23 protein-coding genes and 1 tRNA gene are annotated in these 25,652 nt (G+C 41.0%); 14 read left to right on the top strand and 10 right to left on the bottom strand.

Annotated elements, in window-relative coordinates; all coding sequences use genetic code 11:
* Positions 1-213: 213 nt before the first annotated feature.
* The gene (locus P1X15_RS10225) at positions 214-996 is read left to right on the top strand and encodes an FkbM family methyltransferase (RefSeq protein WP_277338030.1); all 783 of its coding nucleotides are present in this window, start codon (positions 214-216) and stop codon (positions 994-996) included.
* Positions 997-1,159: 163 nt separating this feature from the next.
* On the opposite strand, the gene P1X15_RS10230 is transcribed toward P1X15_RS10225, so the two are convergent.
* From P1X15_RS10230 to P1X15_RS10240, 3 genes are all read right to left on the bottom strand, one after another.
* Positions 1,160-2,515, bottom strand: coding sequence for a vanadium-dependent haloperoxidase (locus P1X15_RS10230; RefSeq protein ID WP_277338031.1), 1,356 nt, complete (start codon positions 2,513-2,515; stop codon positions 1,160-1,162).
* A 14-nt stretch (positions 2,516-2,529) separates the two neighbouring features.
* The gene (locus tag P1X15_RS10235) at positions 2,530-3,411 is read right to left on the bottom strand and encodes a hypothetical protein (RefSeq protein WP_277338032.1); all 882 of its coding nucleotides are present in this window, start codon (positions 3,409-3,411) and stop codon (positions 2,530-2,532) included.
* 246 nt (positions 3,412-3,657) lie between these two features.
* Positions 3,658-4,224 carry a hypothetical protein gene (locus P1X15_RS10240; RefSeq protein ID WP_277338033.1) on the bottom strand — a complete coding sequence of 189 codons (567 nt, stop codon included), beginning with the start codon at positions 4,222-4,224 and terminating at the stop codon, positions 3,658-3,660.
* Positions 4,225-4,482: 258 nt separating this feature from the next.
* Here P1X15_RS10240 and P1X15_RS10245 point away from each other — a divergent pair, with 258 nt between their 5' ends.
* Complete coding sequence (locus P1X15_RS10245) at positions 4,483-5,691, top strand: voltage-gated chloride channel family protein (RefSeq protein WP_277338034.1); 1,209 nt, start codon at positions 4,483-4,485, stop codon at positions 5,689-5,691.
* A gap of 52 nt (positions 5,692-5,743) precedes the next feature.
* On the opposite strand, the gene P1X15_RS10250 is transcribed toward P1X15_RS10245, so the two are convergent.
* The 4 genes from P1X15_RS10250 to P1X15_RS10265 all read right to left on the bottom strand — a co-directional run bounded on the left by P1X15_RS10250 (position 5,744) and on the right by P1X15_RS10265 (position 10,917).
* Entirely contained in the window at positions 5,744-6,607 is an 864-nt protein-coding gene (locus P1X15_RS10250) for a DUF4249 family protein (protein WP_277338035.1), read from the bottom strand.
* 30 nt (positions 6,608-6,637) lie between these two features.
* Positions 6,638-9,400, bottom strand: coding sequence for a carboxypeptidase-like regulatory domain-containing protein (locus tag P1X15_RS10255; protein WP_277338036.1), 2,763 nt, complete (start codon positions 9,398-9,400; stop codon positions 6,638-6,640).
* A 237-nt stretch (positions 9,401-9,637) separates the two neighbouring features.
* Positions 9,638-10,120 (bottom strand): hypothetical protein, encoded by a 483-nt coding sequence (locus P1X15_RS10260; RefSeq protein ID WP_277338037.1) that lies wholly within the window; start codon positions 10,118-10,120, stop codon positions 9,638-9,640.
* Positions 10,121-10,293: 173 nt separating this feature from the next.
* Complete coding sequence (locus P1X15_RS10265) at positions 10,294-10,917, bottom strand: hypothetical protein (protein ID WP_277338038.1); 624 nt, start codon at positions 10,915-10,917, stop codon at positions 10,294-10,296.
* A gap of 216 nt (positions 10,918-11,133) precedes the next feature.
* On the opposite strand from P1X15_RS10265, the gene P1X15_RS10270 reads away from it, so the two are divergent.
* From P1X15_RS10270 to P1X15_RS10280, 3 genes are all read left to right on the top strand, one after another.
* The gene (locus P1X15_RS10270) at positions 11,134-11,730 is read left to right on the top strand and encodes an RNA polymerase sigma factor (protein WP_277338039.1); all 597 of its coding nucleotides are present in this window, start codon (positions 11,134-11,136) and stop codon (positions 11,728-11,730) included.
* An 81-nt stretch (positions 11,731-11,811) separates the two neighbouring features.
* On the top strand, positions 11,812-13,341 hold the full coding sequence (locus P1X15_RS10275) for a hypothetical protein (RefSeq protein ID WP_277338040.1): 1,530 nt from the start codon (positions 11,812-11,814) through the stop codon (positions 13,339-13,341).
* A 95-nt stretch (positions 13,342-13,436) separates the two neighbouring features.
* The gene (locus P1X15_RS10280; protein WP_277338041.1) at positions 13,437-14,225 is read left to right on the top strand and encodes a Rossmann-like and DUF2520 domain-containing protein; all 789 of its coding nucleotides are present in this window, start codon (positions 13,437-13,439) and stop codon (positions 14,223-14,225) included.
* Between the two features lie 3 nt (positions 14,226-14,228).
* Here the strand turns inward: P1X15_RS10280 and P1X15_RS10285 are convergent, their stop codons facing one another.
* Positions 14,229-14,753 (bottom strand): CvpA family protein, encoded by a 525-nt coding sequence (locus P1X15_RS10285; RefSeq protein WP_277338042.1) that lies wholly within the window; start codon positions 14,751-14,753, stop codon positions 14,229-14,231.
* A gap of 72 nt (positions 14,754-14,825) precedes the next feature.
* Positions 14,826-15,275, bottom strand: a complete 450-nt coding sequence (locus P1X15_RS10290; RefSeq protein ID WP_277338043.1) for a GatB/YqeY domain-containing protein — start codon at positions 15,273-15,275, stop codon at positions 14,826-14,828.
* A 210-nt stretch (positions 15,276-15,485) separates the two neighbouring features.
* On the opposite strand from P1X15_RS10290, the gene P1X15_RS10295 reads away from it, so the two are divergent.
* The 3 genes from P1X15_RS10295 to P1X15_RS10305 all read left to right on the top strand — a co-directional run bounded on the left by P1X15_RS10295 (position 15,486) and on the right by P1X15_RS10305 (position 17,685).
* Positions 15,486-15,559 (top strand) — tRNA-His (locus P1X15_RS10295).
* Positions 15,560-15,729: 170 nt separating this feature from the next.
* On the top strand, positions 15,730-16,398 hold the full coding sequence (locus P1X15_RS10300; RefSeq protein ID WP_277338044.1) for a carotenoid biosynthesis protein: 669 nt from the start codon (positions 15,730-15,732) through the stop codon (positions 16,396-16,398).
* 411 nt (positions 16,399-16,809) lie between these two features.
* The gene (locus P1X15_RS10305) at positions 16,810-17,685 is read left to right on the top strand and encodes a MerR family transcriptional regulator (RefSeq protein WP_277338045.1); all 876 of its coding nucleotides are present in this window, start codon (positions 16,810-16,812) and stop codon (positions 17,683-17,685) included.
* Between the two features lie 105 nt (positions 17,686-17,790).
* Here P1X15_RS10305 and rfaD read toward each other — a convergent pair whose 3' ends face one another.
* Positions 17,791-18,756, bottom strand: coding sequence for an ADP-glyceromanno-heptose 6-epimerase (rfaD, locus tag P1X15_RS10310; RefSeq protein ID WP_277338046.1), 966 nt, complete (start codon positions 18,754-18,756; stop codon positions 17,791-17,793).
* 286 nt (positions 18,757-19,042) lie between these two features.
* Between rfaD and P1X15_RS10315 the strand changes: the two genes are divergently transcribed.
* The 6 genes from P1X15_RS10315 to P1X15_RS10340 all read left to right on the top strand — a co-directional run bounded on the left by P1X15_RS10315 (position 19,043) and on the right by P1X15_RS10340 (position 25,397).
* Positions 19,043-19,462 (top strand): 6-carboxytetrahydropterin synthase, encoded by a 420-nt coding sequence (locus P1X15_RS10315; RefSeq protein WP_277338047.1) that lies wholly within the window; start codon positions 19,043-19,045, stop codon positions 19,460-19,462.
* Positions 19,452-21,173 carry a hypothetical protein gene (locus P1X15_RS10320; protein ID WP_277338048.1) on the top strand — a complete coding sequence of 574 codons (1,722 nt, stop codon included), beginning with the start codon at positions 19,452-19,454 and terminating at the stop codon, positions 21,171-21,173. The genes P1X15_RS10315 and P1X15_RS10320 overlap by 11 nt, the downstream gene beginning before the upstream one ends.
* Positions 21,174-21,176: 3 nt before the next feature.
* Positions 21,177-22,295, top strand: a complete 1,119-nt coding sequence (lpxB, locus tag P1X15_RS10325; RefSeq protein WP_277338049.1) for a lipid-A-disaccharide synthase — start codon at positions 21,177-21,179, stop codon at positions 22,293-22,295.
* Between the two features lie 95 nt (positions 22,296-22,390).
* Positions 22,391-23,551 (top strand): N-acetyl-alpha-D-glucosaminyl L-malate synthase BshA, encoded by a 1,161-nt coding sequence (gene bshA / locus P1X15_RS10330; protein WP_277338050.1) that lies wholly within the window; start codon positions 22,391-22,393, stop codon positions 23,549-23,551.
* A 144-nt stretch (positions 23,552-23,695) separates the two neighbouring features.
* Positions 23,696-24,454 carry a 5'-nucleotidase C-terminal domain-containing protein gene (locus P1X15_RS10335; protein ID WP_277338051.1) on the top strand — a complete coding sequence of 253 codons (759 nt, stop codon included), beginning with the start codon at positions 23,696-23,698 and terminating at the stop codon, positions 24,452-24,454.
* A 22-nt stretch (positions 24,455-24,476) separates the two neighbouring features.
* Entirely contained in the window at positions 24,477-25,397 is a 921-nt protein-coding gene (locus P1X15_RS10340) for a bifunctional UDP-sugar hydrolase/5'-nucleotidase (RefSeq protein ID WP_277338052.1), read from the top strand.
* Positions 25,398-25,652: the final 255 nt, after the last annotated feature.

The raw sequence follows: 25,652 nt of genomic DNA on the forward strand, positions 1-25,652 counted from the left end.
GCTTCATTGGCCTTGTCATAGTCATTGCTATTACCACCATATGTCCCCCTCATTAAGGATTATAACTAGAAAGTAGCGTCGCCATCGGTATAAAACAACCCACTATTCAGCATATTAGGGATTCGCAGCTCATTTCCCCAATCAAGTTAAAACTTTGAAAAATACGTTATTTTATGCAAATTTGTAATATCTTAAAAATAAAATTGCAAACATATGAAATATCTAAATCTTATAAAACACGTAGCAAATTGGCAAGATTATCTAGGAATTAAATTAGGATTTAACAAAGACAAGCCAGTCATTCTAAAATTAGGAGAAATACCTTTAAAACTCAAGTTAATCCCTTCTATGAAACCCTTATTTAATGAAATCTTCTTAAAAGATGTGTATGGACCAGCCTTAAAAAGCGTAAAAACAGAAACGCCTACTATTATTGATATAGGTGGCAATATGGGATTTTTTGCTATGTACTCGTTTCTAAATAAACCGAAGGCAAAAATATATTCTTTTGAGCCAGTACCTACAAATTTTAGCTTTCTTAATAACCATAAAAAAGAACATTCTTTCTTAAATTGGGAGCTATATAACGTCGCGGTATCAGATAAATCAGGAGAATTTGATTTCTATTACAATCACAATTACTCACCAGAAGGGGTAGATGTTTCAGCATCACTTTTTTCTTCCGACAAAATATCCACGGTAGAAAATTCACACAATAAAATTACAGTTCCAGTAGTATCATTTTTACACTGGATGAAAGAGAATAATATTAAGGGGTGCGATATTCTGAAACTTGATTGCGAAGGAGCAGAATATAATATTGCATATTCAATTCCTGACGAATTATTCAAAAATATAAAATATATAGTAGCAGATGTTCATCCAATGACCGGCAAAAATGAAAACATTCAAGCCTTATCATCTTTTCTAAAAACAAAGGGATATAAAGTTGACGTAGTAAATGAGGAATTACTATATGCCCAATACGCATCATAGTAGTGTGCTATTTTAGAAAACTCATTTACTAACTCTCGATATCGTCTTGAAGGATGATTATGGGCCTACACTCTTTTCCCATGAGCTTGACGGTAATCGTCTTACTCACGGGAAAAGAATTAGGAAGATTAGTAGAAGCTCAATCGTAAATTTAACTCGAAACCTACTTGACCCACTTTAGGTTATTTACTTTTCGGCCTACATTGTACCCCATTCGGAGACCTTCATCGCAATCCATTCGATAGTGAACCCCAAGCAAGATGCGTGAAATAGCATTTTCCTGAGCCATCTCATAAAAATTATTAAACGAGCGCGGCTTGCCATTGAACTCTAATCGAAACTCGTGGCATTTATCTGTCATTCCATAGTCGTACCCATAAATGCTTGACAATACCTCTGCTGCCGCTGCTCCAAAAGTAGAGTGTCCAGAAGGATAGGCAGGAAAAGGAGGAGTAACACTCTTTACTTTTTGAACGGTATTATCAAGCAAGGTTTTCCATTTTCCGTTGATAGCCCTATTGATAAAAGTCACAGGGCGCTCTACGTTGTAAAGGTACTTGGAGTTCCAACAGGCCACGGCACCATCACTGAGAGCGATAGACAGCTTTGCATAGGTATATACAGCCTTTTCTAACCCCGCTTTTTCTAAAACAATCACTTGGTTGGCTATTGCTAGCCAACGAGCTGCCGGCTCGAAGGTTTGTCCGAAAATATCATCACTCCAAAACTCTCCAATCCATCTATTCTCATAACTATCTGGAATAGAGCAAACTTCTAATGCTTGTGCAAAAAACTGAGAGGTCACGACCGAACTATAATCCAGAGGTGGGCGAGCTATTTTATCATCAGGGCCAATAACAAACGTCCGAGTACGCCCCCAATAAGGCAACAACGCTTTGGTAAAATCGGGCGTAGTAGGTTGCCATTTTCCCGGACCAGTCGGGGGAATATAAGAAGACGGATGGGCATTGAGATAGGCTTCATGCCCATTGGAATCCGTTTTTGAATAATTAAATACCGCTTCAGCTACTTGTTTGCCGTATTGTTGCGAACGCTCAAAAGTACTTGCTTCTACCTGGCTTTTTAGTCCTTGTGCGTTTTTTGACCCTAATTCATCAATCTTATTTTTATGAACATCTGGTAAATGAGGAAAAAAACTTTTCATCATTGTCCAATAAGCCGCATTAAGCACCGTGGGCCAATGATAGGGCTGACCCGCTTCTGGTTTAGGAATGGTAAGTCCAGCAAAATTGCCAGCAATGGATTGATAGCTGTCCATACCCGAAACGATAGCTTCGTAGCCGGCAAGTGAAATATAGGCCAGCGCTCTTGCCGCCACGGGTGGTCGATACCCCGGCGCATATTGATCTAAATCCAAAAAAAGCACCCCCCATTTTAGTACAATGTCGGCATCGTACTCATTTAACTTTTTTTGAGGCGTGACATCTTGATTCCGATTACAGGCTGCCACGATGAAGAGGAGAAGTATAATTATCAGTCGATTCATAAAGGATTTCATGATGGTAACTTTTTTTAATGTTGAAATGGATAGGCTCTATCAGCGTACATTCCTGAGGAGTGAAAGGAGGTTTGCCCTTTTTGATAGTAGGGAGAACGATAGTATTGCAACAGTATAATGGGGATGATATAATCTCCCATCCGTTCGATGGTTTCGAAGATATCCATAGGTACTCCTGCCACTGGAAACAATAGCTCAAATGTCAATTTGTAAACGCATACAAAAGGTAATACCCATGACAGGCGAGGCTTCAGGCAAGCTATAAGCCCCAAAGCAATTTCAAATAGACCAAACCATTGAAGACCCTGAACTTCCGTAATTCCCAGAATGCTTAAGTTGCGAGCTACAACTTGATGTTTCATAAACACACACAGGCCTCCATGCCCTACCAAGAGACTTAGAAGGCTCAAGCGCATGAGGCCTTCAAGAAAGTGCCCTTGGGCAAGTGTGAAATCAGGAAGTGGTTTGAGCTTAGCGAACCATTGCCGCGAAGTAGCGGATGCTCCATAAAGCCCAAAAAAAAGCAACGGAACGCCAAAATTGCCCGCCCGCTCAAAAAATTCCGACATGCCCATACCCGCAGAAGGTCGGAGAGCAGCCGTAAACAAGGTCCAAAAAGAAGCCCATAAAAGTAAGGCACGAGTAGGATATACAAAAGCTATAATCCCTACCATAATATCCATAATGCCCACCAAGGGCATCAAAGCAAAAGCCGTGGAAGAATCAATAAAAAAAACTTCAAAAAAAGGAAGCCATCCTTTTTTTGTGACAAGCCCCCAAAATCCATGTCCAACAAAACAGCCCAACAAACTAAATCTGAGCCAGAAAAAAAGTCTTTCTTCATAAGATATGTTGGAAGAAAAAGGATTTATAAACAAAGATGTATTTTTAGTCATGTTCCTAAAAATTTAGTAATAAGTCAGTAAATACGCACTTACTCTCAAGGGTAATAGCGTTAAATGAAACCCCTAACGCTCATACGTAATGGATGGCTACGCCCAAGCGTAAGCCACATGCCCAGCACCGAATTTGAATGAAATAGGCTGTTATCTCTTCTGAATCAATCAGAATAAGTAATTCTGTTTAGCTCAAAATGTAACAAATCCTGACTTGCAAAAACTACATTTTGCAGCATCAGGAAATCAGAAGAGAAGATTGTACCCTTGCTCAGGAGGAGGCGTAAAAAGATGGCAAAAGGGCATAAGAACCCTCTGAGGAAGTCTCTCATATGCCGATGAATAGGATGCTATCTCTATGAGACAGGGAGAAGCCAACACAAAAGCAGGAGAGAAAAGATATATTTTGGTCAGTTCATAAAGCAATTTAAGCGCTTTATTCAAGGGGCTTTGAGATGATTCAGAAGCTAAATCCATTAGTTGCTGAACTCTCTCAGAAAGTTCTACAAAACGCTCATGGGCATCACGATTGGTTTTGAGAGTAATGTACAACGTATCATTTTCGTGACGTTGCCCCATAATATTGTAGAAATTTTCTCCTTCTCTAATCAATCCCTCTTCTCCTTCATGATCCTCCCAAACGGTATTATAAGGAAGAGTAGGAATAGGTACTTTAAAGGTTTTCCATTGGTCGTTTTGAGTGATAGGAGAAGCATTTCGAAATTCCTCTTCAAAAAACAAAAGCGCCACCGTCAGCCCAAACATATTGTAGAGCAGTAACAATAAAAGGCCGATAGAAATAACTTTTTTCAACTAGTACCCACAGAAAGAGTTATAAAACACTAAACACAAACTTCATGCCAGCTAATTGCAAAAGCTCAGGTTAATTGTTTAAGTGAGTAATCATGAAATAGAACACCCTTTTGAAAGAAAAATAAACTTAGAAAAGTACAACAGAGTCGTCCTCGTCATTTTATTACTTCATTGCATTTTCTTAAATAGGATAAAAGCTTCACGCGTCCTCCTCATTTTTTTGTAGTTTTCGGCCTTCAACCAGTCTTTTCTTAAGGCATGTCTTTCAAGTCTACGCTTATTTTTGTTGTTAAGTGGCTTTTTATATCCTTACCAATTGGGGTTTTGGTAGGCTCTGCTTCGGCCTTTTTTTTGGTTTCACTCAATTGGGTCACCGATTGGCGCGAAGCACATGTGTGGGTTATTGGGCTACTTCCCGTAGGAGGGTTTATGGTAGGAGCAGCCTATCACTATTGGGGAAAAGAGGTCGTCAAGGGAAACAATCAACTCATCGAAGAATTTCATTCTCCACAACAAATCATTCCTTTCAAAATGGCGCCTTTGGTGCTTTTTGGTACTTTGGTGACTCATTTTTTTGGTGGCTCTGCGGGGCGAGAAGGTACAGCGGTACAAATGGGTGGTGCTATTGCCGACCAATTTACGAAGTGGCTGAAGCTCTCCGATACCGACCGAAAAATCATTTTAATCATGGGAATTAGTGCGGGTTTTGCTTCAGTATTTGGTACACCCTTGGCCGGTACGGTTTTTGCGCTAGAAGTCCTCATTGTAGGTAAGATGCGCTACGAAGCACTGCTTCCAAGTCTTTTTGCAGCTCTCATTGCTGATTATACCTGCCACGCTTGGGATGTAGCACATACTCATTATCACATTCCGTTTAGCCCACATCTCAGTGCTGAGTACCTTGGTTGGAGTATTTTAGCAGGCATCTGTTTTGGATTAGCCGCCCTTGGTTTCTCCAAAGTTGTTCATTTTTGGGGTGACTTTTTCAAAGCCAAAATTTCTTATCCTCCTCTTCGTCCTGTTGTAGGTGGCGCGATTATTGCTATGGTGGTTTGGCTTCTAGGAACTACAAAATATATTGGTTTGGGCATTCCTACCATTGTAGCTTCTTTTCAAGATACCTTACCTCCTTACGATTTTTTACTCAAATTGCTCCTGACGACATTTACCCTCGGAGCAGGATTTAAAGGAGGTGAAGTCACGCCGCTGTTCTTTATTGGCGCTACCCTTGGCAATGCCCTTGCGCTTTTCGTTCCGCTTCCTCTTCCGCTATTGGCGGGTATGGGCTTTGTAGGCATTTTTGCGGGAGCTACCAATACCCCCCTTGCCTGCATACTCATGGGGGTTGAACTTTTTGGGTCAGACTCCACCCCTTATATGGCAGTAGCCTGTATAGTGAGTTATCTTTTTTCGGGACAATCAGGCATCTATACTTCTCAACGGAAAGAATCTAATAAGTACTTTTAAGTGCTACTTATGGTGTAAGCAATAAGCATATTGCTTACACCATAAAATATTTTCAATAACGATACACATTCACAATAAGCGTATCGGCATTGACTCCCGTAAAAATCCCCAGTCCGTTGGTAATAGAGGTGGGAGGAGTGCTAATGTTTTGAGTCGTCGTACCCGTTGAACGATACAAAGCCGCATAATCTGGATTGAGACGATAAAGGATTGCATAATGTTTCCCAAAATACTGAAATGTTTGGGGCATGATGTTGGTGACTGTCGCAGTAGTGGGCTCATTGTTGATACGGCGATTAAAGGGCGGTAAAGGAGTATCGGTATCAGTAGGCAAAATCACTATCGATTCGGGGTTTTCTTCGGTATTGATGAGTGCTACAAAATGATATTCTCCATTTGGGTTGTCCCAACTTGCCTCAATCGGTGTGCGGTCTTCCTGAAAACCGCCCGGCCCTCCAAAGCCACCTGTACCACTGCTCAAATCGATTTTGGAACGATACACAATGTCTTTGCTGATTTTGAAACCTGTGGGACGGGTTGGGATAACCGTCGTTGCCGAAATCGGCAAGCCATTGTAAGTAAAGTCAAGGGTATAAATCAAACCAAACTTAACGATGTCGGTAGCTTTGGATTCATATATCCCATCACCTACCGAATTGAGCGTAAATATACTACCGTCACTGACTTTTATCTGGATTTGTTGGCCATCAATAGGACGTGCTACCGAGTCTGAACTTTCTTCTCCTGTATAACCAATCACCGTCGTTAGTTTCAAACTTACGGGGTGTCCTGGCGCTAAAAACGCCTCAATCACAGGCTTTTCATTGGCATCAATTACGCTATGAGTCTCGGTACAACTGGCAAACAAAACTGCCATTGACCACAAAGAGACAAGAGATGTTATATAACTTTTCATGATTTTGAATCTAAATAAAATGAGCAGATTTTAGTGTAATTTCCAACTGATAGTTACATTTGGCGTAAACCCTAAGTAATTGACATTTGTGGTTTGTAGTACACTCTCTTCGCCTTCAGTGATGATTTCGAAGCGCTTATACCACACATTCTTGCGATTGTACACATTGAAAAAAGAAAGCCCAATGCTCCCCCAACGGGCATTGTAAGTAGCCGATACATCCAAACGATGATAGGGGGAAAAGCGAGTGGCATTTTTGTCGGAGGGCATCGTAAAATTGCGCACCGAGCCGTCGAGGAGTGTGATTTGATAAGCTCCTGCAATAGAAGTATAAGGCCGTCCCGTCGAGAAGATTTGGGTAAGCGCAAAATCAATGTTTTTCCAGCGATAGGCTCCGATAAACTTAAACTGATGCCGCACGTCTTGGTCGGCATAGTAAGGGCGATCCGAAAAAGCCGACACCTTCCTTACCGCCTCGGCCAGGGTATACCCTATCCAGCCATTAAAATCCCCAAACTTACGTTGCAACAGCACGTCTACTCCGCGCACTACTTCATCGCCATTGAAAAACGTTTCTTGCACACTCAGTCCTTGTCTAATTTGGGGTACAAAACGCAGGGTGTATTCCGTAATACCGACATTGTTTTTCTGATAAAACTCTACATCCACTAAATATTCTTTAAACTCATAACTTCCGCCCAAAATCAAATGGTCAGATTTAGTGACGGGTAGCGACTCGCCATTGGCTAGCAACCAATAGCTCCTATTTCCCTGCGTAAGGTCTTCCCGGTTGATTTGTTTGGCAAATTGATAATATCGCCCCACTGCTGCTTTGAATTTTATTTTATCAGACCACGCATATGTACCACTTAGACGAGGCTCAAAATAGAATTTATTGGTCACATCAAAGTGATTGAGCCTTAGGCCTGGTTTAATCATGAGTCGTGTTTGTAAGAGCCTGATTTGGTCTTGCAAATACAATGACGTAATCACTCCCCTATCGTTTTTGCTGAGTACATCCACGGTATCGTTTTGGGTATATTTATAAACAATCGTATTGGCCGTGGAGTGAATCCCAAATTGAAGTTGGTTATGAGGCGTAAGTTTGTATTCAAAGTCAATTTTGGCCGTAAAATCCTTTAAATCATTGGATTCTACCTGACCAATGTTGATATTGCGCGTAGTAGCTACTGTGCTATCGGTAGCCGGGATGGTATTGACGACGGCGCGGGTATTGTCGCGATTGCTATAAAAATTGGAGTAGCTGATAAGCATATTGCTGTATAGCTTGTCGTTCCAACGGCGCGACCACTTAAAGCTACTTCCGAGATTTCCCCAAGCCGACACATCGGTAGAAGAAGTAGAAGCCCCAAACAACGACTGTCGTCCAAAATTAAAATTGGAAGCGGAGGAGTTATCCATTTTGTCGGTTCCGTTGTAGAGACTCCACGTAAAAATATCCTTCTTGGAAAGGTTCCAAGTCAGTTTGGCATTCAAATCATAAAAGTAGGATTGGGCTGTTTGGTTTTGGGTAGCCATATTTCCAAAACGCCCTCCTCCGGGCCTTCCTCCAAAACCACCTGCTCCAGGCTGCGACACATTGGTCTGACGTTCGGTAGTAAACGTACTGAATATTTTTTCGTACAATGCCCCTTTATACGAACGCCGCCCCGCCACGAGAAGCGTCATTTTTTTGCTAAGAGGAGTTTCAATGTAGCCATTCATACTGAGTAAGCTCAAATCAGCACCTGCATTGAATTGGTTTTTGTTGCCTTCTTTGCCCGTAATCTCGGCTACTGCCGAAATACGCCCTCCAAACTTCGCATCAAAGCCTCCTTTATAAAGCTGAATGTCTTTGAGGGCATTGTAATTGAATGCCGAAAAGAAACCAAACAAGTGATCGACATGATAGACCGTAAAGCCATCATAAAGTACCAATGTTTGGTCGGGTGTTCCACCCCGTACATAAAGTCCTGACGATGACTCATTAGAAGCACTCACACCGGGCATCAACTGAAAGGCTCGAAAAGGATCTCGCTCTCCAATATTTGGTAATTTGGCCAAGTTTTTGGGTGTCATTTTTATCATTCCCACAATTTCGTTGGCCTTGAGTACCTCGGTTTTTTCACCCAACACCATCACTTCTTCGAGTACTTGCTCGCCAGGCTCAATTTCAATAATGAAATTTTCAAGGGGCGTTTTGGGCGAAAGATGCACTTTGGCATTTTTGTATCCCACATAGCTTACCAAAATCGTCACCGTATCAGAAGGGACTTTGAGTAAAGTAAAATACCCATCGACATTGGTCTGAACTCCAATTTTACTCCCCAATACTGCCACGCTAGCAAAAGGCATATTTTCGGAAGTTTTGCGCTCTACTACCCTTCCCATCAGCGTAAAGTCGCTACGAGTAGGTTCTCCTCGGTAGCGTGTATCAAAGTCGCGTCTAGCGGTTTTTAGGATTTCGGTGGCGGTTTTTGGCACGATCTGAATTACATTGGTTTCATCAATATAAAACGTCAAATCTTTGGTTTCTTTCAAAGCACCTTTGATGCCATCCAGTAGTTTGGTATTGTCAAACCAGTAAGAGACTTTGTATTTTTTCAGTAACTCAGCATCATATCCAATCTTAAACTTATACTTCTTTTGTAAGTCGGCGATGATTTCACTGAGTGGTTTGTTGTTATAAAATTCGTCTTTAATGATAAGTTCGGCTGCCGAATCAGTAGGGGTTTGTGCATAAGATACCGTCAGCCCAAGCACGTACAAAATGAGCAATAGTTGTTTTTGCATACCAAGTATAGGTGTTTCAATAGTGAATTATTTTTTTAACATTTGATACAAATTCCCATAAGGGTTCAGACATGAATAGCTTCCGCAGATAGGGTCTGCGGAAGCTATTAGGAGACGCATTAGTGGGTTTCATAGAGAGCCGGTGATTTTCTTTCGTACCTCTCCATACGTTTCTTGTTTTGAGAATGTGGCATCAATAATCTAAGTGTAGATAATTACCAAAAATGTGCCTACCGCTTAGTTGTTTTTTGTGGCCTCAATTTTGATATTTACTTCTGCTACATTGCCTGCTTCATCCGTATCATTAAAAGCTTCTTCAAAAGTGAGCGTTTTTGAATTGATTTCACCCAAATGAATTCCTTCGTTCAACATTTCAAAATTTCCGCTACTGAGGGTTTTAAGTTCTACATTATCATAAGTTATATCATCCGACTGCATCACACCTAAGCTATCTCTTTGCGAAATATTGAGGATAAGTGTGAGCACATTCGATGATTTTTTTGCGAGATCAAAAGAAATCACAAGGTTGTCTTTGATTAAAGAATTAGTAAGATCAAGTGTCTGTCCCACTCCACTTATCGACTGAGTATAAGTGGTCCCACTGTAGGTACCAATGACTTGGTCGGCAGGCTCGGGTTCTACTTCACTTTTTGAGCAACTAGCAACGCACACAGCTATCGCTAGCATACTGATAGACAGCAGCTTTTGTAAAGATTTCATAAAAAAAGAGTTTTGTTTAGTGGATAATAGTCTGATAAAACCAGCAGGTAGAGTATTTTATTGAAAATGTGGCAAATTTTGATTTTTACTTCGTTAACTTTAATAGATATACGTGTGTTAGAGGGAGTGTTTTGAGGTTGCACTGGGCTTCCTCAAAACACTCCCTAGCCTTTTTATCTACCGCCTTTGCGTTTGCCTTTAGGGCCTTCAGGGTGCGTAGGAGCAGCTTTTTCTTCCACAAAAGCGCCATTCGCATCAAATTGAAGCACTTTGACAGTATCTGTATTTTTGATAGCTACAAAGTATACCCCATCAGCATTCGTTCCTGCATGTTTGATTTCGTACCCAGCGTAGTTTTGGGTCACATAATTTGTAATGCTTGCAGGCAAAGCTGACACTTCTACTTTGGTCAACTTAGCGCCTCTTTTATACTTTTCAAGGGCTTTGTTGAAAGTACCATCGGCGTTGAAGAGCAACCCCTGGTGGGTTCCGTCGGCCAATTTTAGCCCTACTACGATTTGTCCTGCTGCATCTTTGCCTGCAAATTGGATTTCGGCACCCGCATAGTTGCTTGAGATATAAGACGTGATAGCAGCGGACAAATCAGCCGCGGCTATTTCTGTCAGCTTCCCTTTGCATTTTTGTTTAGTTACGGTGTCGGAAGTAGCGGCAGCACGAGCAGCTGAAAGCTGAAGCGATTCGGTCAAATCATCTTCTACAGCACTCACTTCATCACGGTTACAGCTTACCAAAAAAAGTCCCACTAGCGCGAAAACTAAAAACAATGATTTTTTCATGGTTGTTTTAAAAATTTTGGTTTGAACAAAAATATTGATTGGTTTTAGTGAGCATTACGCATGCCTTTTAAAGAGCGTGGCATTAAAATATTTTATTTTTTTTTAACATAAATATTTCTAAATTACTGCAACGCCAGTCCAAAATACAGCGTACATGCGGGTATGCAGTAATGATGTTTCGTGTAGCTAAAACCACCTCTAAACCGCTCTACGACTTTGTTTTTTAGAAAGAAAACTAACTTTACAGAAGACGACCTCGAAGAAGTCATTCGAGCCTGCCTCAACAATGAGGGGCGAGCGCAGCGTATACTTTTTCAGCAGTTTTTTGGATATGCGAAAGGAATTAGTCTGAGATACTCTTCGTCCATGGAAGAAGCGGAAGAAATCTTAAATGAAAGTTTCTTAAAAGTATTTCAGCACCTCGACCGCTACGATATTACTCAGCCTTTCAAAGCGTGGCTTCGCACCATTGTAGTCAATACCGCTATTAGTTATTACCGCAAAAATCAAAAGTTTCATGGGGAGATTGGCCTCGACAATATTCAGGAACCTTCTTTTGATGAATCGGTCATTGATCAAATATCCGCTGAAGAGATTTTGGCACTTGTGCAACAGTTAAAGCCCATTTATCGTACTGTCTTTACGATGCATGTGGTCGATGGATATCAGCTGCGCGAAATTGCGGATACCCTCAATTTTAACGAAGCTACCGTACGTTCGCATTTTGCTAGAGCCCGTACTAGGCTTCAAGAACTTATTAAGCAGTCTTATCCTTTTTTTTCTGAAGGAGAAACAGATCAAAAATTCAAATAATATCCACCCGTTGTTAAACAAAATAGGTTTCCAAGCTTATTAAACGATAAAAATCAGTGCTTATGCACTTTCAACATAATCATGAAACCCGATAAATTTGACGAAGCTATACGCCAAAAGTTGGAAGGGATTCAGCCTAGTTTTCAGGAAGAAGATTGGGCGAAGTTTAAGGCGTATCAAACCATCCAAGCTCCCCCATCGTTTATCCAACGATTTGGGCGTTCCATGCTCTACACTGCCGCCAGTGTAGCTGCGGCTGTAATGGTATTTGCGAATGTATACCAATATCGACAAAATCAAAAACTTGATAAACAAGTAGGGCAACTTAAACAACAACTCTCCCAAAAAGAGCAAGAGCCCCTGCGTACTACTACCCGAGTCGATACGGTCTATATCACCAAATACATTCCTATTCAATCCTCTTTTTCTCAACCTAAAGCCTATGACCCATCTGTACCTTCTCTTTATCAAGGCACTCCTTCAACCAACGACCTAGACCCTCGCAATGAAGCTCGTATTGCCGAAAGTTTTAAGAATATTGGGAAAATAGTACGAAAAAGCCCTCAAGAATTAATAAATGAAAACGAAAATAGTGATGTATTGCCAAAAGAAAATGCTGATTTGAATCAAAGCAAAGACAACACTGCTTCTTTCAATCGGAAGAATAATCGCCTTTCGCCCAATACAAATATAGAAAGCTCGACAACCAATAAAAGCAAAATACAGCGAAAGGAAAGTTTGGCGACAAACATGTTGAGTCCAGAAAATAGCATTGACTCCCAAGTTTCTCCAGTCGAAGCTATTACCAACGAAACATCCATTAGCTCAAACAAACTTGCCATCGAGCTTTTAGAGTCGATTGATGACACCCAAGAATTGAGTGGGTTGGCTCCTGCCGAAGTAAAAGTAAAAAGATATGCTTATGCTACATTACAAAGCAAATCTTCTACTTCCAACGCCTCAACTACTACTTCTCCACCCCCTTCTATTTCTTTGCGGGATGTGCGGTTGAGAGTAGGAGGAGGCCTGAGTATCGGCGACAAATATACCGGCTACGGTTTTAGCTCTAGCCTTCTTTTGGGTAAGTATTGGAGCCTCAATGCGGGCATCAACTGGGCACAAATCAAAGGGCCGCAATATTTTACTGACGATATTTTTAAGGACAAAACAGGGCGACCTTTTCAAACTTGGCACAAGTCTCCAGGCGTAAAACCTCCTTTGATGCAACCCAAAGTATTTGATATTAAAACGGAAGTCAGTCTAGTACGACTTCCTATTAGTTTGACTTATCGGTGGCCTCTCAAAGACGACTTTGCGCTGCTGTTTTCGGGCGGGACTCATCTCAACTTAAATGCTAAGCAGTGCTATGAGTTTTATTATAAAGACCGCGACGAGCAATACAAAGAGGAAGAAGGAAGTTTTGCAATAAAGCCGGCCCTCTCAAACGATGTAGTTTTATCGGCAGGGGTCGAAAAACAATGGCGCAAACTCGTATTCCAAGTAGAAGCTTACACAGCCCCTTATTTACAAAAACCCCAATACCTCACCGACAATCGCAATATGGGAGTTCGCCTGAAGGTATTATATCAATTTGGCAAGAAGTCCATTTAAAATTCTTTCCATTCCGGCCTAACCAATAACCCGCCGCGCTTACAAGCCGACGGGTTATTTTTTTATCTTTGGCAGTCATCATTGATTTTCTTGTTATGCGTATTTCATTTGTAGGAGCTGGCAATGTAGCTTGGCATATGGCACAAGCACTCGAACACGCCGGACATCATATTGTGGAAGTGTATAGTCGCGATTCACGCAATGCTCGGCGTCTGGTCAATAAACTCTATGATACCAACATCGCTCCTGATTTGGATTTTGCCGAAAGTACCGCAGAACTTCTTATTTTGGCCGTAGCCGATGATGCATTGCCCGAAGTAGTGTCGCGACTTGTACTCCCCGAAAACTGCATCGTGGTACACACCTCAGGCACGCAATCGCTTGATGACCTCAAGCACTTAATTCATATCTATAGCGATGTGCCGGCACAAGTAGGCGTGTTTTATCCTCTTCAAACTTTTAGCCGAGAGGTAGCCATCAACATGAACCAAGTACCGATGTGTGTGGAGGCAGTAGAACCCAAAACCGAACAAATCCTCATCCAACTTGCCCAAGATATAAGTAGTATTGTCTATTTGGTGAGCTCAGAAGAAAGGCGAATTTTGCACGTAGCTGCTGTTTTTGCTTGTAATTTCACCAACCATTTACTTGGAATTTCTAAGAAAATACTCGACGCCGAGCACCTCGAATTTGAACTACTCAAACCCCTCATTCGCGAAACCATCCGTAAAGCACTAGATGCTCCCGACCCTTCGGTAGTACAAACAGGCCCCGCCATAAGAGGCGACGAAAACACCATTGAAAAGCATTTGGATTTTCTGGAAAAGTATCCAGCTTGGCAAGGCTTGTACGAAATCCTCACCGAGAGTATCAGACCGAGATAAAAATCAATCTCCCCTACCCCATTCTCTAATGAGATTTCCTCCTACCGGAATCCAGTCCGAAATCACACTGATGATTTGAGGAGCAATAGGGACGGTATATTCGTACAAAAAACTTTCTAGGCGGTATTTGGGAGGAATCTGAATACCGACAGTACTTAAGAGCCAAAAGAATACGCTAATCCCAAATACCCACGTAAAAATCCCAACGGCAGCCCCGGCCAGATTATCAAGTGTTCCTAACAACGTATAACGTAGCATCCTACGCATGGAATAGCCGATTCGATTGACCATGAAAACGGTAGGAAAGAAAATAACTGAAAACCCAACAAAAGGCAAAAAACGTCGGGTAAGTTCGGCAGTAAGATAAGGGGCAAGCAAGTCGGTTCCGAAGCGTAAAAACTTAAATCCTACAATCATTGCTATCACAAAAGCAGCGACTCCTACTATTTCGATCAGTAGTCCTTTACGGTAGCCATTAAAAGCCCCCCAAGCCATTGGAATCAAAATCAATAAATCTAATGTATTCATGTGCTGTTAGGTAAGATAGGGCAAAGGAAAGAATATGAATTGTTAAGATTCAATCCTAACAATTCATACTTCTTAAACTAAGAGGGTTTTAACCAAAGTCTGTACCAGTTTGCCATCAGCTTGCCCGGCCAGTTCTTTCATAGCAACACCCATCACTTTTCCCATATCCGAAGGAGCTTTAGCGCCTACTTTTGATATAATTTCTTGTAGCTTAGCCTTTACTTCCTCTTCGGTAAGCTGCTGAGGTAGATATTTTTCGATAACTGCAATCTCAGCCAATTCTTTTTCTAACAAATCGGGACGGTTTTGTTGCTCATAAATTGATGCCGAATCACGACGCTGCTTAGCGGCCTTGGTCAACAACTTCAATTCATCATCGGCACTAATAGTAGCATTGGCCCCTTCTTTGGTTTCTTCCAACAAAATCAAAGATTTGATCGCACGCAATGCCCGTAAGGTATCTTGATTTTTTTCGCGCATGGCTTGCTTAATATCATCATCGATTCTTTGTTTGAGCGACATATCGGTAAATTTTTAAAGTGGTTAAATAAAAAATAAGTTTTGTAGGGAAGACCGCTGTTTTTTTAAGTGACTGATAATTTGAGCTTTACTTCAAAGCCTGCCGCATCCCTTTACAAGCATGACAATTTTTGTGGTGCAAATCTACAAAAAAACGCTTGTATGCTTGGAAAAATTGAAATCAGTTCATTATCTTTGCATTCCCAAAACACGGAGGTTGTAGCTCAGTCGGTTAGAGCGTCGGATTGTGGTTCCGAAGGCCGTGGGTTCGAACCCCATCATCCTCCCTTTTGTAAAGAGTTTAAATTTAAAATAAAGTCTGCGTTTTATTCGCCAATATTTTTCCCTTTTATTCTCTTTCATTTAAAATCCCGACGATATACGTTGGGATTTTTTATTTGACACAAAAAATAACTCCTCATCCAAACTTTTCGTGGTTTACTTAGTTGAAGTTATTATGTATTCATTCCCCAACCCCATTCGCTTATCTAGTTCGGCCGAACGTGTTATTTTTGTGATTTTGCCACTTATGCACATCGCAGGCGTTGTAGGGCTTCAGCTGCCAGTGTCTCAATCGCTCTTCAAAACGTTGGTACCTTTTCACCTTTTGAGTTGCCTTGTATTACTATTTCTTTTCCAAGAAGAGTGGAATACCTCCACTATTATCTTATGGCTTACGTCATATTTAGTAGGCTTTTTTATCGAAGCGCTTGGGGTGCATACTGGGCTCATTTTTGGAGTGTATCATTATGGCGAAACCCTAGGGTGGAAAATTATTGACATCCCAGTATTGATAGGAGCCAACTGGCTCATACTGGTTTTCTCTACTGGCGTAGTGATTCAGCACTTACATCCAAACAAATGGCTCAAAGCTGCCGTAGGAGCTGCTATCATCGTTTTCATTGATGTGTTGATTGAGCCCGTTGCCATAAAACTCGACTTTTGGGTTTGGGAAGAACCCACAGTACCTTTACAAAACTACATCGCTTGGTATATTATATCATTTGGATTGTTATGCTTGTTTTATCATCTTTCCTTTCCCAAAAAAAATCGCATTGCCGCCCTACTCCTTATCTGCCAAGCATTATTCTTTGCAGTTCACAACTTTATCTATCAGCTGCTGTAGGTCATAAGAAAGTGGCATTATAAGCCATAAAGTGCTATTTGTCAATGGCATAAACAAAAATATTATTAGACGGTGGGATTTATAAAAGAGTGAAAAATAAATTTTTAAAACATTTTTATAAACGTCTTGTTCTGTATATATGGGGATCAACAATAAATGAGAGATCGTTTGGATACAACCTTCAAAGTATGTCTAATAACTACTAAAAGTATATTTTAACCTATCTTTCACCAAAGAACTTTGTTTAACGTATCCAGCAAAAAGTTAAACATTTTCATTTCAATTGTAACTATTAAATCTAATATTTATTACATTTGAAAGATATATAAAATCCAAAGAGTACTTGACAACTTATACTTCGAATCTTTTGGTCGAATTTAGGAAAGTGTAATCAGGAAAATATGTAATGAGATGAGCAGCTATTCTATCCGAGATTTAGAGCAACTATCTGGTATTAAGGCACATACTATCCGAATTTGGGAGCAGCGCTACAATATCATTCAGCCCAAAAGGACGGATACAAACATCCGCACTTACGACGATCAAGACTTAAAATTGATCCTTAATATTTCTCTTCTCAAAGACCACGGTTACAAAATATCAGAAATATCAAAATTGTCTTTGGAAGAGATAAGCAATGAAGTATTGGTGATTTCTGATCAAAAACTTAGCTATCCTGACCAAATTCATGCCCTCACGATTTCGATGATTGATTTGGATGAGGAACGCTTCGAAAAAATCATCAGTACCAATTTTTTGCGTTTTGGGTTTGAAAATACGATGACAAACATCATCTATCCTTTTTTGAGTCGTATCGGAACCCTCTGGATGACAGGCTCTATCGGCCCTGCACAGGAGCATTTTATGACCAATCTGATTCGACAAAAAATCATAGTAGCTATTGATAGCCAAGTCATTAAATACCGCCCCGATTCAAAAAAATTTATGTTGTTTTTGCCTGAAGGAGAGCTACATGAAATCGGGCTGTTGTTTGCGAGCTATATCATTCGGTCGCACAACCACCGCGTAGTGTATCTAGGCCAAACCCTGCCTTTTACGGAGCTGATGTTTGCTTACGATGTTCACAAACCTGATTTTATTTTTTCCACTATCACTTCTGTCCCCGCCAACGATGAAGTGCAGCTTTATGTAGATCGACTTTGTAAGCAATTTCCGGACTCTAAAATTTTACTGACTGGCTATCAGGTCATTGGGCAGGATATTGAACTCCAGTCTAATGCCACTATCATCAACAAAACCAGTGATTTAGTAGAGCTTTTGGCATAAGTGTTTTTAGAAAGTTTATCAAGAAAAATCCTTTTCAAATTTGAAACCTTCATCGGGTAACTCAAACTTGAAAAGGATTTTTTATTTTTTTAAACAAAAATTATCTCAGTAATAACGCTCGCCTTCGAGGTAGTTTTGTACATAATCAGTAATACCCTCCTCCAATGAATGGAATGGCTTACTATATCCAATAGAACGAAGCTTATTCATATTGGCTTGGGTAAAGTACTGATACTTATCTCGAATATCGGCAGGCGTATCTACAAAATTGATAGCAGGCTCCACGCCCATTGCGTGGAAAGTATTGGTGGCCAAATCTACAAAAGTACGGGCTTTGCCACTACCAAGGTTATAAATACCTGAATTGCGGCGATGATGCATCAAAAACGAACAGACCTCTACTACGTCTTTGACATAGACAAAATCTCGCATTTGCTCCCCGTCTTTAAAATCAGGATGGTGCGAGCGAAATAGTCTCATTTGGTTGGTCTTTTTGATTTGGTGATAAGCATGAAAAATCACCGATGCCATCCGCCCTTTGTGGTATTCGTTGGGACCATATACATTAAAAAACTTGAGACCCGCCCAGAAGAAAGGCTTTTTGTCTTGTTGCAAGGCCCAAATATCAAAGTCGTTTTTGGACTCTCCGTAAGGATTCAAAGGCTTCAATTGTGGAATCAGCGACTCATTGTCGTCATAACCCAGCTCTCCTAAACCATAGGTGGCCGCCGAAGAAGCATACACAAGTGGTATCTGATAATCGATACATTTTTGCCAAATTTGTTGAGAATAACGTACATTTAATTCATCAAAAATCGTGTGGTCAAATTCGGTAGTGTCAGTGCGGGCACCAATGTGGAAGATAAACTCTACTTCATAGTAGTTTTGATCTAACCATTCAAAAAACTCGCTTCTTTCAACGCGTTCCTGAATTTTTTTTCCTTCTAAATTGTGAGCTTTTTCAATTTTTGAAAAATCATCAACTGCAATGATAAAATTGAAGTTTTCCTCGTTTAGCTTGCTGATAAGGCAGCTTCCTATAAAGCCTGCGGCCCCCGTTACAATGATCATATAAATAGTGTATGATAGGCGTTCAAATAGTGGGTTTTCAACTGGTTGGTCAGGTAAAAATACTCAAAAAAAGATTTACAAAGGTAGGTAATTAAATATATACAAAACCATATAAAATTTCGAGAAAAAATTTAATTTTTCAAAGAATTACTACCTTCTATGAAAGTGTTTTTTTAGTACCATTTTTGGTCGTAATTTTGTAAAAAATTTAAGTGCCTATCTCGTAAAATAAGTACTAACAATACTGGAGAGGGCCATAGGTGGACTATTGATAGAGGAATAAAAAATGATTTACGTAACTAGAAAAGAACATTTTAACGCGGCTCACCGTGTATATAACCCCCAGTGGTCGGATGAAAAAAACCTTGAGGTATTTGGGATATGTGCCAATCCCAACTATCATGGGCATAATTTTGAACTATTGGTAACGGTCAAAGGCCCCATCGACCCCGATACGGGCTTTGTGATAGATATGAAGAAATTAGGTAATTTGATGAAAAGCGCGGTGATTGACAAAGTAGATCACCGCAATCTAAACCTTGATGTGGATTTTATGCAAGGCGTGATTCCTAGTTGTGAAAACTTTGTGATTGAAATTTGGAAAATTCTGGCCCAAGGCCTTGCCGAAACCGCCCCTCATGCCAAGCTTCACTATCTAAAACTCATCGAAACCCCCAAGAATTACGTCGAATATTATGGGGAATAGCACCAAATCTCTCATTTGGGGAATTAGTATCGTCGGTATTGTCATTGGTTATCTTTTTTATATTGATGCCTCTGCGGTCAATATCCCCATCTCAGACGACTATGACTTGGTAAGGGTCAAATATCGCCTGATGACAGGCAACTATTCATGGTGGGAAACCATACAGATTTTGCTCGAACCCGAAAACGACCACCGCATTTTATTGCCTCGGTCGGTAGCGCTGCTCGACTATGCTTTAGAAGGCTTTATCAATTACCGTAGCCTGATTTGGTTTGTCAATGCTAGCCTCTTGGGAATCTTAGTGTTTTGGTTTTTAAGTTTTCGGCGCAATCATCTCAGCAAATGGGCGATTTTGCCGGTATTGCTTTGGTATTGTACTCCCTTTGTTTTTGATGTTACGATGTGGGGCATCAATGGTATGCAGCACACTACGCTCAATCTGCTCGTATTCGCGTCTTTATATCTACTGGTATATTATCCTAGTACGATAGGTACTACTGTAGCTATTTTATTGGCGTTTGCGGCTACATTCACCAATGGCAATGGATTTTTGATTTTTCCAGCAGGGCTTGTTATTTTACTCTTGTCCCAAAATTGGGAAAAAAGCATCATTTGGGGAAGTAGTATGGTCCTATCTTTATTGGCCTACTTTCTCAATTATAGCTTCGGCCAAGCTACACAAGTCAAGGTCTCCGGCGATTTTTTCCAAAACCTGATTCTCAGTTTTGGAGCCTTGGTAGGAGGTTGGGCGGCCGCATTCAGAGGACAAAACCCTTCATGGCTTTTGATAAGTTCGTTTATCATAGGCATTATCACTCTGATAGGACTATTGACTTGGTTTTTAAAACGTACTCTACTCGCTCCCCTCCGACCTACCTCTTCTAAACCTTATTTTTGGGTAGGTATCTTCCTTTTCAGCGTCATGACCATCGGCATCATTGCTATTTCACGAGGAGGACGAGACGTATATTCTGTTTTTACAAGTCGATACAGTTTATATCCTCTTCATATTCTGACTATTGCGTATGGAGCTTTGTTGCTAACTAGACCTATTCCTAATAAATGGCTCATCAGTATTGCGTCTGGCTTTGGAGTCCTGTTTATGATAGGAAGCTACTATCAATACCAAATCGATGTAGAAACACGCCGTAGAAGCCTCGTAGCCGATCATTACAATTGGCGACATCATCGTAAATTGCTTACCCATTTTAGGAGTGAGCTAGCCGACTTCTACACCCAACCTGCTTATGATAAGGGGCTTTATCGCTTCAACAATTCGCCCTTGGCTACGGCCGAAGCTGCCCTAGATGCCCCCGCAGATACCACTAAACTAGCCCCTTTACAATTAACACTCAGTACTCACTCAAAGCCAATTGATTATTTTGGGCATCCTCAGACAGTCGCTCAGTTTACGTTAGAGAATGAAGACACTCCCCAACCTAATACAGGTAAAGGAACGTTTATTGTACTAAAATCCTCCAAAAACACTACTTATGTGTTGCCAGCCATTCCTCAATCGGGTGGCCGAAAACTATTTGTAAGCCAAGGAAAAATATATAAATCGGGATTCAAGTCTACTTTTTATAATGAAAACTTTGTACCGTCAGATTATCGCATTGGCGTTTTATCGACATCGCCTCAAGGTTTTGATTTAAAGTTTTCTAACCAAATCATTCGCATTGATTCTCTTCATGCTAAACTGATTGATTAAGCTATGAAATATTACATCATTGCGGGAGAACGCTCAGGAGATTTGCACGGTAGTAACCTTATCAAAGCTATCAAACGCCACGACCAAGACGCCCAAATCAGAGCTTGGGGAGGCGATATGATGCAAGAAGCAGGTGCACAGCTCGTGACTCATTATTCCGAAATGGCTTTTATGGGTTTTTGGGAAGTAGCCAAAAACCTCCGTACTATTTCGGGTTTTCTTAAAAAGTGTAAAGCAGATATCTTGGCCTATCAGCCCGATGTAGTCATTTTGATTGATTATGCGGGTTTCAATATGCGTATTGCTGAGTTTGCCAAAGAAAACAACATTCGGACCTTTTATTATATCTCCCCTAAAGTCTGGGCTTGGAACCAAAAACGCGCGCTGAAACTTAAGCGATATGTCGATAGGCTTTTTGTAATTTTTCCTTTTGAAAAGGATTTTTTTAAAAAATTTGACTACGAAACCGATTATGTAGGCAATCCCCTCTTCGACGCCATTGCCGATTTCAGGCCCAATCCACGCTTTTTGAGCGACCACCATCTTTCTGCTACCAGGCCCATCGTGGCGCTATTGCCCGGAAGTCGCCGACAAGAAGTAGAGCAAATGCTTCAACTCATGACTTCTACTAAGCCACATTTCCCTGATTATCAATACGTCATAGCAGGAGTGAGCAATTTACCGTCGGAGCTTTATAATCCCTTTCTCAAAAATGATGTACACTTAGTGACCGATGCTGCTTACGACTTATTATCGGTGGCTCAGGGGGCGCTTGTGACTTCGGGAACAGCTACGCTCGAAACGGCTCTTTTCGGAGTTCCTCAGGTAGTTTGCTACAAAACCGCCGCCTTAAGCTACCACATCGCCAAGCGATTAATACGAGTACCCTATATATCTTTAGTAAATTTAATTGCCCAAAAGGAAGTAGTAAAAGAACTCATTCAATCGGATTTGAATACCGAAAGATTGACTGAAGAGCTGCGCGCTATTTTGCCTAATGGACTCAAACACAAAGAGATACAAAAAGATTATCAAAATATCAAAGCGATTTTAGGAGAACAAGGAGCCTCCGAACGAGCCGGGAAATTGATGGTAGATGACTTATTAGCACACAATAAATAACTAGGCTTCACAAAATCTTTACACACCCTACGGAGAAAAAGTAGGATTTTTTTTGTTGTAGCTATAAATCTATTCATCTAACTTTTTGTGTGCGAATGAAAATCGGAATTGTATGCTATCCTACATTTGGTGGAAGCGGCGTAGTAGCCACCGAATTGGGCAAGGCACTTGCGGCAGTAGGCCACCAAGTACACTTCATCACTTACTCCCAACCTACTCGACTAGATTATTTTAGCGAGAATATTGTTTATCACGAGGTTCATATCCCCAATTACCCCCTTTTTCAGTACGCACCTTACGAATCGGCACTTTCGAGTACCATGGTTAATGTAGTGAATGATGAAAAGCTTGACCTTTTACACGTACACTATGCCATTCCGCACGCCTCGTCGGCTTACTTGGCCAAGCAAATCTTGCGTTCGCAAGGCATTCATATTCCAGTGATTACGACCTTACACGGTACTGATATTACACTTGTAGGCCGCGATGCTGCTTTTGGACCCGTGATTGCTTTTAGCATCAATGAGTCGGATGGAGTCACCGCTGTGTCGGATTTCTTAAAAAATGCCACCAACGAGTTATTTCCTATCACAAGAGAAATCGAAGTTATTCCAAATTTCATTGACTTGAATCGCTTCAAAAAACAGAAGAAAGATCACTTCAAATTGGCGATTTGCCCCAACAATGAAAAGCTTTTGGTGCACACTTCCAATTTTAGAAAAGTCAAACGCATCGAAGATATCGTAATGATGTTTGACCAACTACGCCACATCGTCCCTTCCAAGCTTCTCTTGGTAGGAGATGGCCCTGAGCGCAGCCGCATTGAGTATATGTGCAGAGAACTAAAACTCATGCACGACGTGCGCTTTTTGGGAAATTTGGACGCTATCGAAGAGGTATTGTCGGTGGCAGATTTGTTTGTGATGCCTTCCGAAACTGAGAGCTTCGGTTTGGCGGCTTTGGAAGCGATGGCCTGCGAAGTACCGCTTATTACTTCCAACGCTGGCGGATTGCCTGAACTAAACGTGCAAGGTGTAACAGGTTTCATGAGTAATGTAGGCGACATCAATGATATGGTCAAAAATGCCGCTTATATTTTGCAAGAAGAAAATCTTCCACGATTCAAAGAAAATGCGCTGGCTCGCGCCCAAGAATTTGACCTTGCTAATATTTTACCAAAATATGAAGCTTACTATGAGCGTATTTTGGCCGAAAATCGCGCTTCTTTAGAAAAAGAGTTGAAAGAAGTGAGTTGATTTTAAAGTCAGTAGCCTAATTTTACAACAGCGGAAGGAGTGTTTTTCCCAAAAAGTTTACTTACCTCCTTGGGAAGTTTTATATTCGCCAAATTTATCGCTGATTCTAGAATAGTTGTCTTACCTTAAATCCTCTCATCAACAATGAAAAACAGTGCTTTAGCACTAGCGGTAATAGCAGTAGTGTTTACGTCTTGTACACGCTATTTTGTAGGAAAACCTGTCCAACTTACCCCTATCGCCATCAGTGATACTATCTCCGCGCCCACAAGCCCCCTTTCGGAGAAAGTGTCCTCTTATCTAAGGCCTTTCCATGATAGCCTAGATGCCCGCATGAATACCGTATTGGTCAAATCTCCCCGCCGATTGAGCAAAGGTCTCCCCGAATCCGAATTAGGTAATCTGATGGCCGACATCTTGCGCGAAATGGGACAAGAAAAATATGGCAAACCCGTGGATGTAGCTATCACCAATTCAGGAGGAATTCGTACCGATTTTCCAGCTGGCAATGTCACGCTAGGCAATGTATATGAAGTAATGCCTTTTGACAATGAACTGGTCGCTATCACGGTATCGGGCGAAGTCATGCAAAAAGTGATTGAATATGTAGCCCAACGCAAAGAACCTCAATCAGGGCTTAAACTCGTGGTTGATAAAGCTACCAACAAACCAATCGAAGCACTCATTGGCGGAAAGTCTCTTGATTTACAAGGTACTTATACCATCATCACGAGCGATTATATGGCGCTAAGCAGCGACATGGCTTCTGTGGTCAAAACCAATAAAGGATTCGTGATTTTGAATTATCTCATGCGCGATGCAATCGCCGATTATCTGCGACGTAAAGGCCAACAAAACCAAGAGCTTAATCCCCAAAAAGACGGTCGTACTGTAGTGCGTTAGACTTCATCAAACATTCAATCAAATGGAAAGAAGATTATTTCTTAAAAATATACTTTCGGTAAGTGGAGTAGTAGCGCTCGGTCAATGGCCCTTTGAAACTTGGGCCGAAACAGCCGCCTCTACTATCAAAATCACCATTTTGCACACCAACGACCAACACAGCCGCTTAGAGCCTTTTCCTAAAACTGACCGACTGGCTGGCCGTGGTGGAGTAGTGAATCGGGCCCGATTACTGAGCAAAATCCGTTCGGAAGAAGCCAATGTTCTTCTTTTTGATGCGGGAGATATTTTTCAAGGTACGCCTTATTTCAATTTCTACAAAGGCCGCCCCGAAATCGAATTAATGAGTCAAATGGGCTATGATGCCGTAACAATGGGCAATCACGATTTTGACGGAGGACTGGATTTGTATGTCAAACAAATCAAAGAATACGCCACATTTCCTGTGTTGGTGGCCAACTACGATTTTAGCGGTACAGTGATGCAGGGGCTGGCCCAACCCTACAAAATCTTTACAGTAAAAGGAGTGAAAATTGGGGTGTTTGGGCTAGGTATCAACCCCGATGGGCTTATTCCTGAAAAACTCTTTGGCGGTACCAAATACCTTGACCCTATTAAAACAGCCAACGAAACTGCCGCATTTCTAAAAAATGAAAAGAAATGTAGTTTGGTGGTGTGTCTTTCACATTTAGGTTACAAAATGAGCGGTGGCGAAGTTTCCGACTTAGTAATGGCTCCCCAAACCAAAAATATTGATTTAATTATCGGCGGGCATACCCATACTTTTTTGAACGAACCTACCTCTCTTACCAACCTCGCCGGCAAACCTGTATTGGTCAATCAGGCAGGCTGGGGTGGGGCGAGTTTAGGGCGTTTAGATTTTACCTTCGACCGCGTCTCAAAGCAAGTATTTTATAGCAGTCAGGCCATTAGCGTGCAATAAAATCAAAAGTCCAATATCTACTTATTATTTCTTAGTTGACCTTTAAAAACTTCCCAAGTTTCAAAGCATAAATTCAATGAGTGAACCAACTAAAGTGTGGCAAACTTGGGAAGTTTAAAGACTACAACTTATAAGACATTTTGACTTAAGATGAGTTTTACTTAAGTCAAAATTTTATTTTACAAAAAACAAGTTTTAAGTTCTATCTCCAATCTACTAATTAAAATGACGTTAGAGATAGAACGAGAACTAAAC

Origin of the sequence: Runella sp. MFBS21 (genome assembly GCF_029433105.1) — a bacterium.
Classification (GTDB): Bacteria; Bacteroidota; Bacteroidia; order Cytophagales; family Spirosomataceae; genus Runella.

Excerpts from the sequence above, each read along its gene's own strand:
- P1X15_RS10235 (WP_277338032.1), bottom strand. The coding sequence starts at position 3,411 with ATGACTAAAAATACATCTTTGTTTATAAATCCTTTTTCTTCCAACATA.
- P1X15_RS10225 (WP_277338030.1), top strand. The coding sequence starts at position 214 with ATGAAATATCTAAATCTTATAAAACACGTAGCAAATTGGCAAGATTAT.
- P1X15_RS10290 (WP_277338043.1), bottom strand. The coding sequence starts at position 15,275 with ATGTCGCTCAAACAAAGAATCGATGATGATATTAAGCAAGCCATGCGC.
- rfaD (WP_277338046.1), bottom strand. The coding sequence starts at position 18,756 with ATGATCATTGTAACGGGGGCCGCAGGCTTTATAGGAAGCTGCCTTATC.
- P1X15_RS10305 (WP_277338045.1), top strand. The coding sequence starts at position 16,810 with ATGAGCAGCTATTCTATCCGAGATTTAGAGCAACTATCTGGTATTAAG.
- P1X15_RS10340 (WP_277338052.1), top strand. The coding sequence starts at position 24,477 with ATGGAAAGAAGATTATTTCTTAAAAATATACTTTCGGTAAGTGGAGTA.
- P1X15_RS10280 (WP_277338041.1), top strand. The coding sequence starts at position 13,437 with ATGCGTATTTCATTTGTAGGAGCTGGCAATGTAGCTTGGCATATGGCA.
- P1X15_RS10255 (WP_277338036.1), bottom strand. The coding sequence starts at position 9,400 with ATGCAAAAACAACTATTGCTCATTTTGTACGTGCTTGGGCTGACGGTA.
- P1X15_RS10245 (WP_277338034.1), top strand. The coding sequence starts at position 4,483 with ATGTCTTTCAAGTCTACGCTTATTTTTGTTGTTAAGTGGCTTTTTATA.
- P1X15_RS10265 (WP_277338038.1), bottom strand. The coding sequence starts at position 10,917 with ATGAAAAAATCATTGTTTTTAGTTTTCGCGCTAGTGGGACTTTTTTTG.
- P1X15_RS10285 (WP_277338042.1), bottom strand. The coding sequence starts at position 14,753 with ATGAATACATTAGATTTATTGATTTTGATTCCAATGGCTTGGGGGGCT.
- bshA (WP_277338050.1), top strand. The coding sequence starts at position 22,391 with ATGAAAATCGGAATTGTATGCTATCCTACATTTGGTGGAAGCGGCGTA.
- P1X15_RS10275 (WP_277338040.1), top strand. The coding sequence starts at position 11,812 with ATGAAACCCGATAAATTTGACGAAGCTATACGCCAAAAGTTGGAAGGG.
- P1X15_RS10300 (WP_277338044.1), top strand. The coding sequence starts at position 15,730 with ATGTATTCATTCCCCAACCCCATTCGCTTATCTAGTTCGGCCGAACGT.
- P1X15_RS10320 (WP_277338048.1), top strand. The coding sequence starts at position 19,452 with ATGGGGAATAGCACCAAATCTCTCATTTGGGGAATTAGTATCGTCGGT.
- P1X15_RS10260 (WP_277338037.1), bottom strand. The coding sequence starts at position 10,120 with ATGAAATCTTTACAAAAGCTGCTGTCTATCAGTATGCTAGCGATAGCT.
- P1X15_RS10315 (WP_277338047.1), top strand. The coding sequence starts at position 19,043 with ATGATTTACGTAACTAGAAAAGAACATTTTAACGCGGCTCACCGTGTA.
- P1X15_RS10230 (WP_277338031.1), bottom strand. The coding sequence starts at position 2,515 with ATGAAATCCTTTATGAATCGACTGATAATTATACTTCTCCTCTTCATC.
- lpxB (WP_277338049.1), top strand. The coding sequence starts at position 21,177 with ATGAAATATTACATCATTGCGGGAGAACGCTCAGGAGATTTGCACGGT.
- P1X15_RS10335 (WP_277338051.1), top strand. The coding sequence starts at position 23,696 with ATGAAAAACAGTGCTTTAGCACTAGCGGTAATAGCAGTAGTGTTTACG.
- P1X15_RS10250 (WP_277338035.1), bottom strand. The coding sequence starts at position 6,607 with ATGAAAAGTTATATAACATCTCTTGTCTCTTTGTGGTCAATGGCAGTT.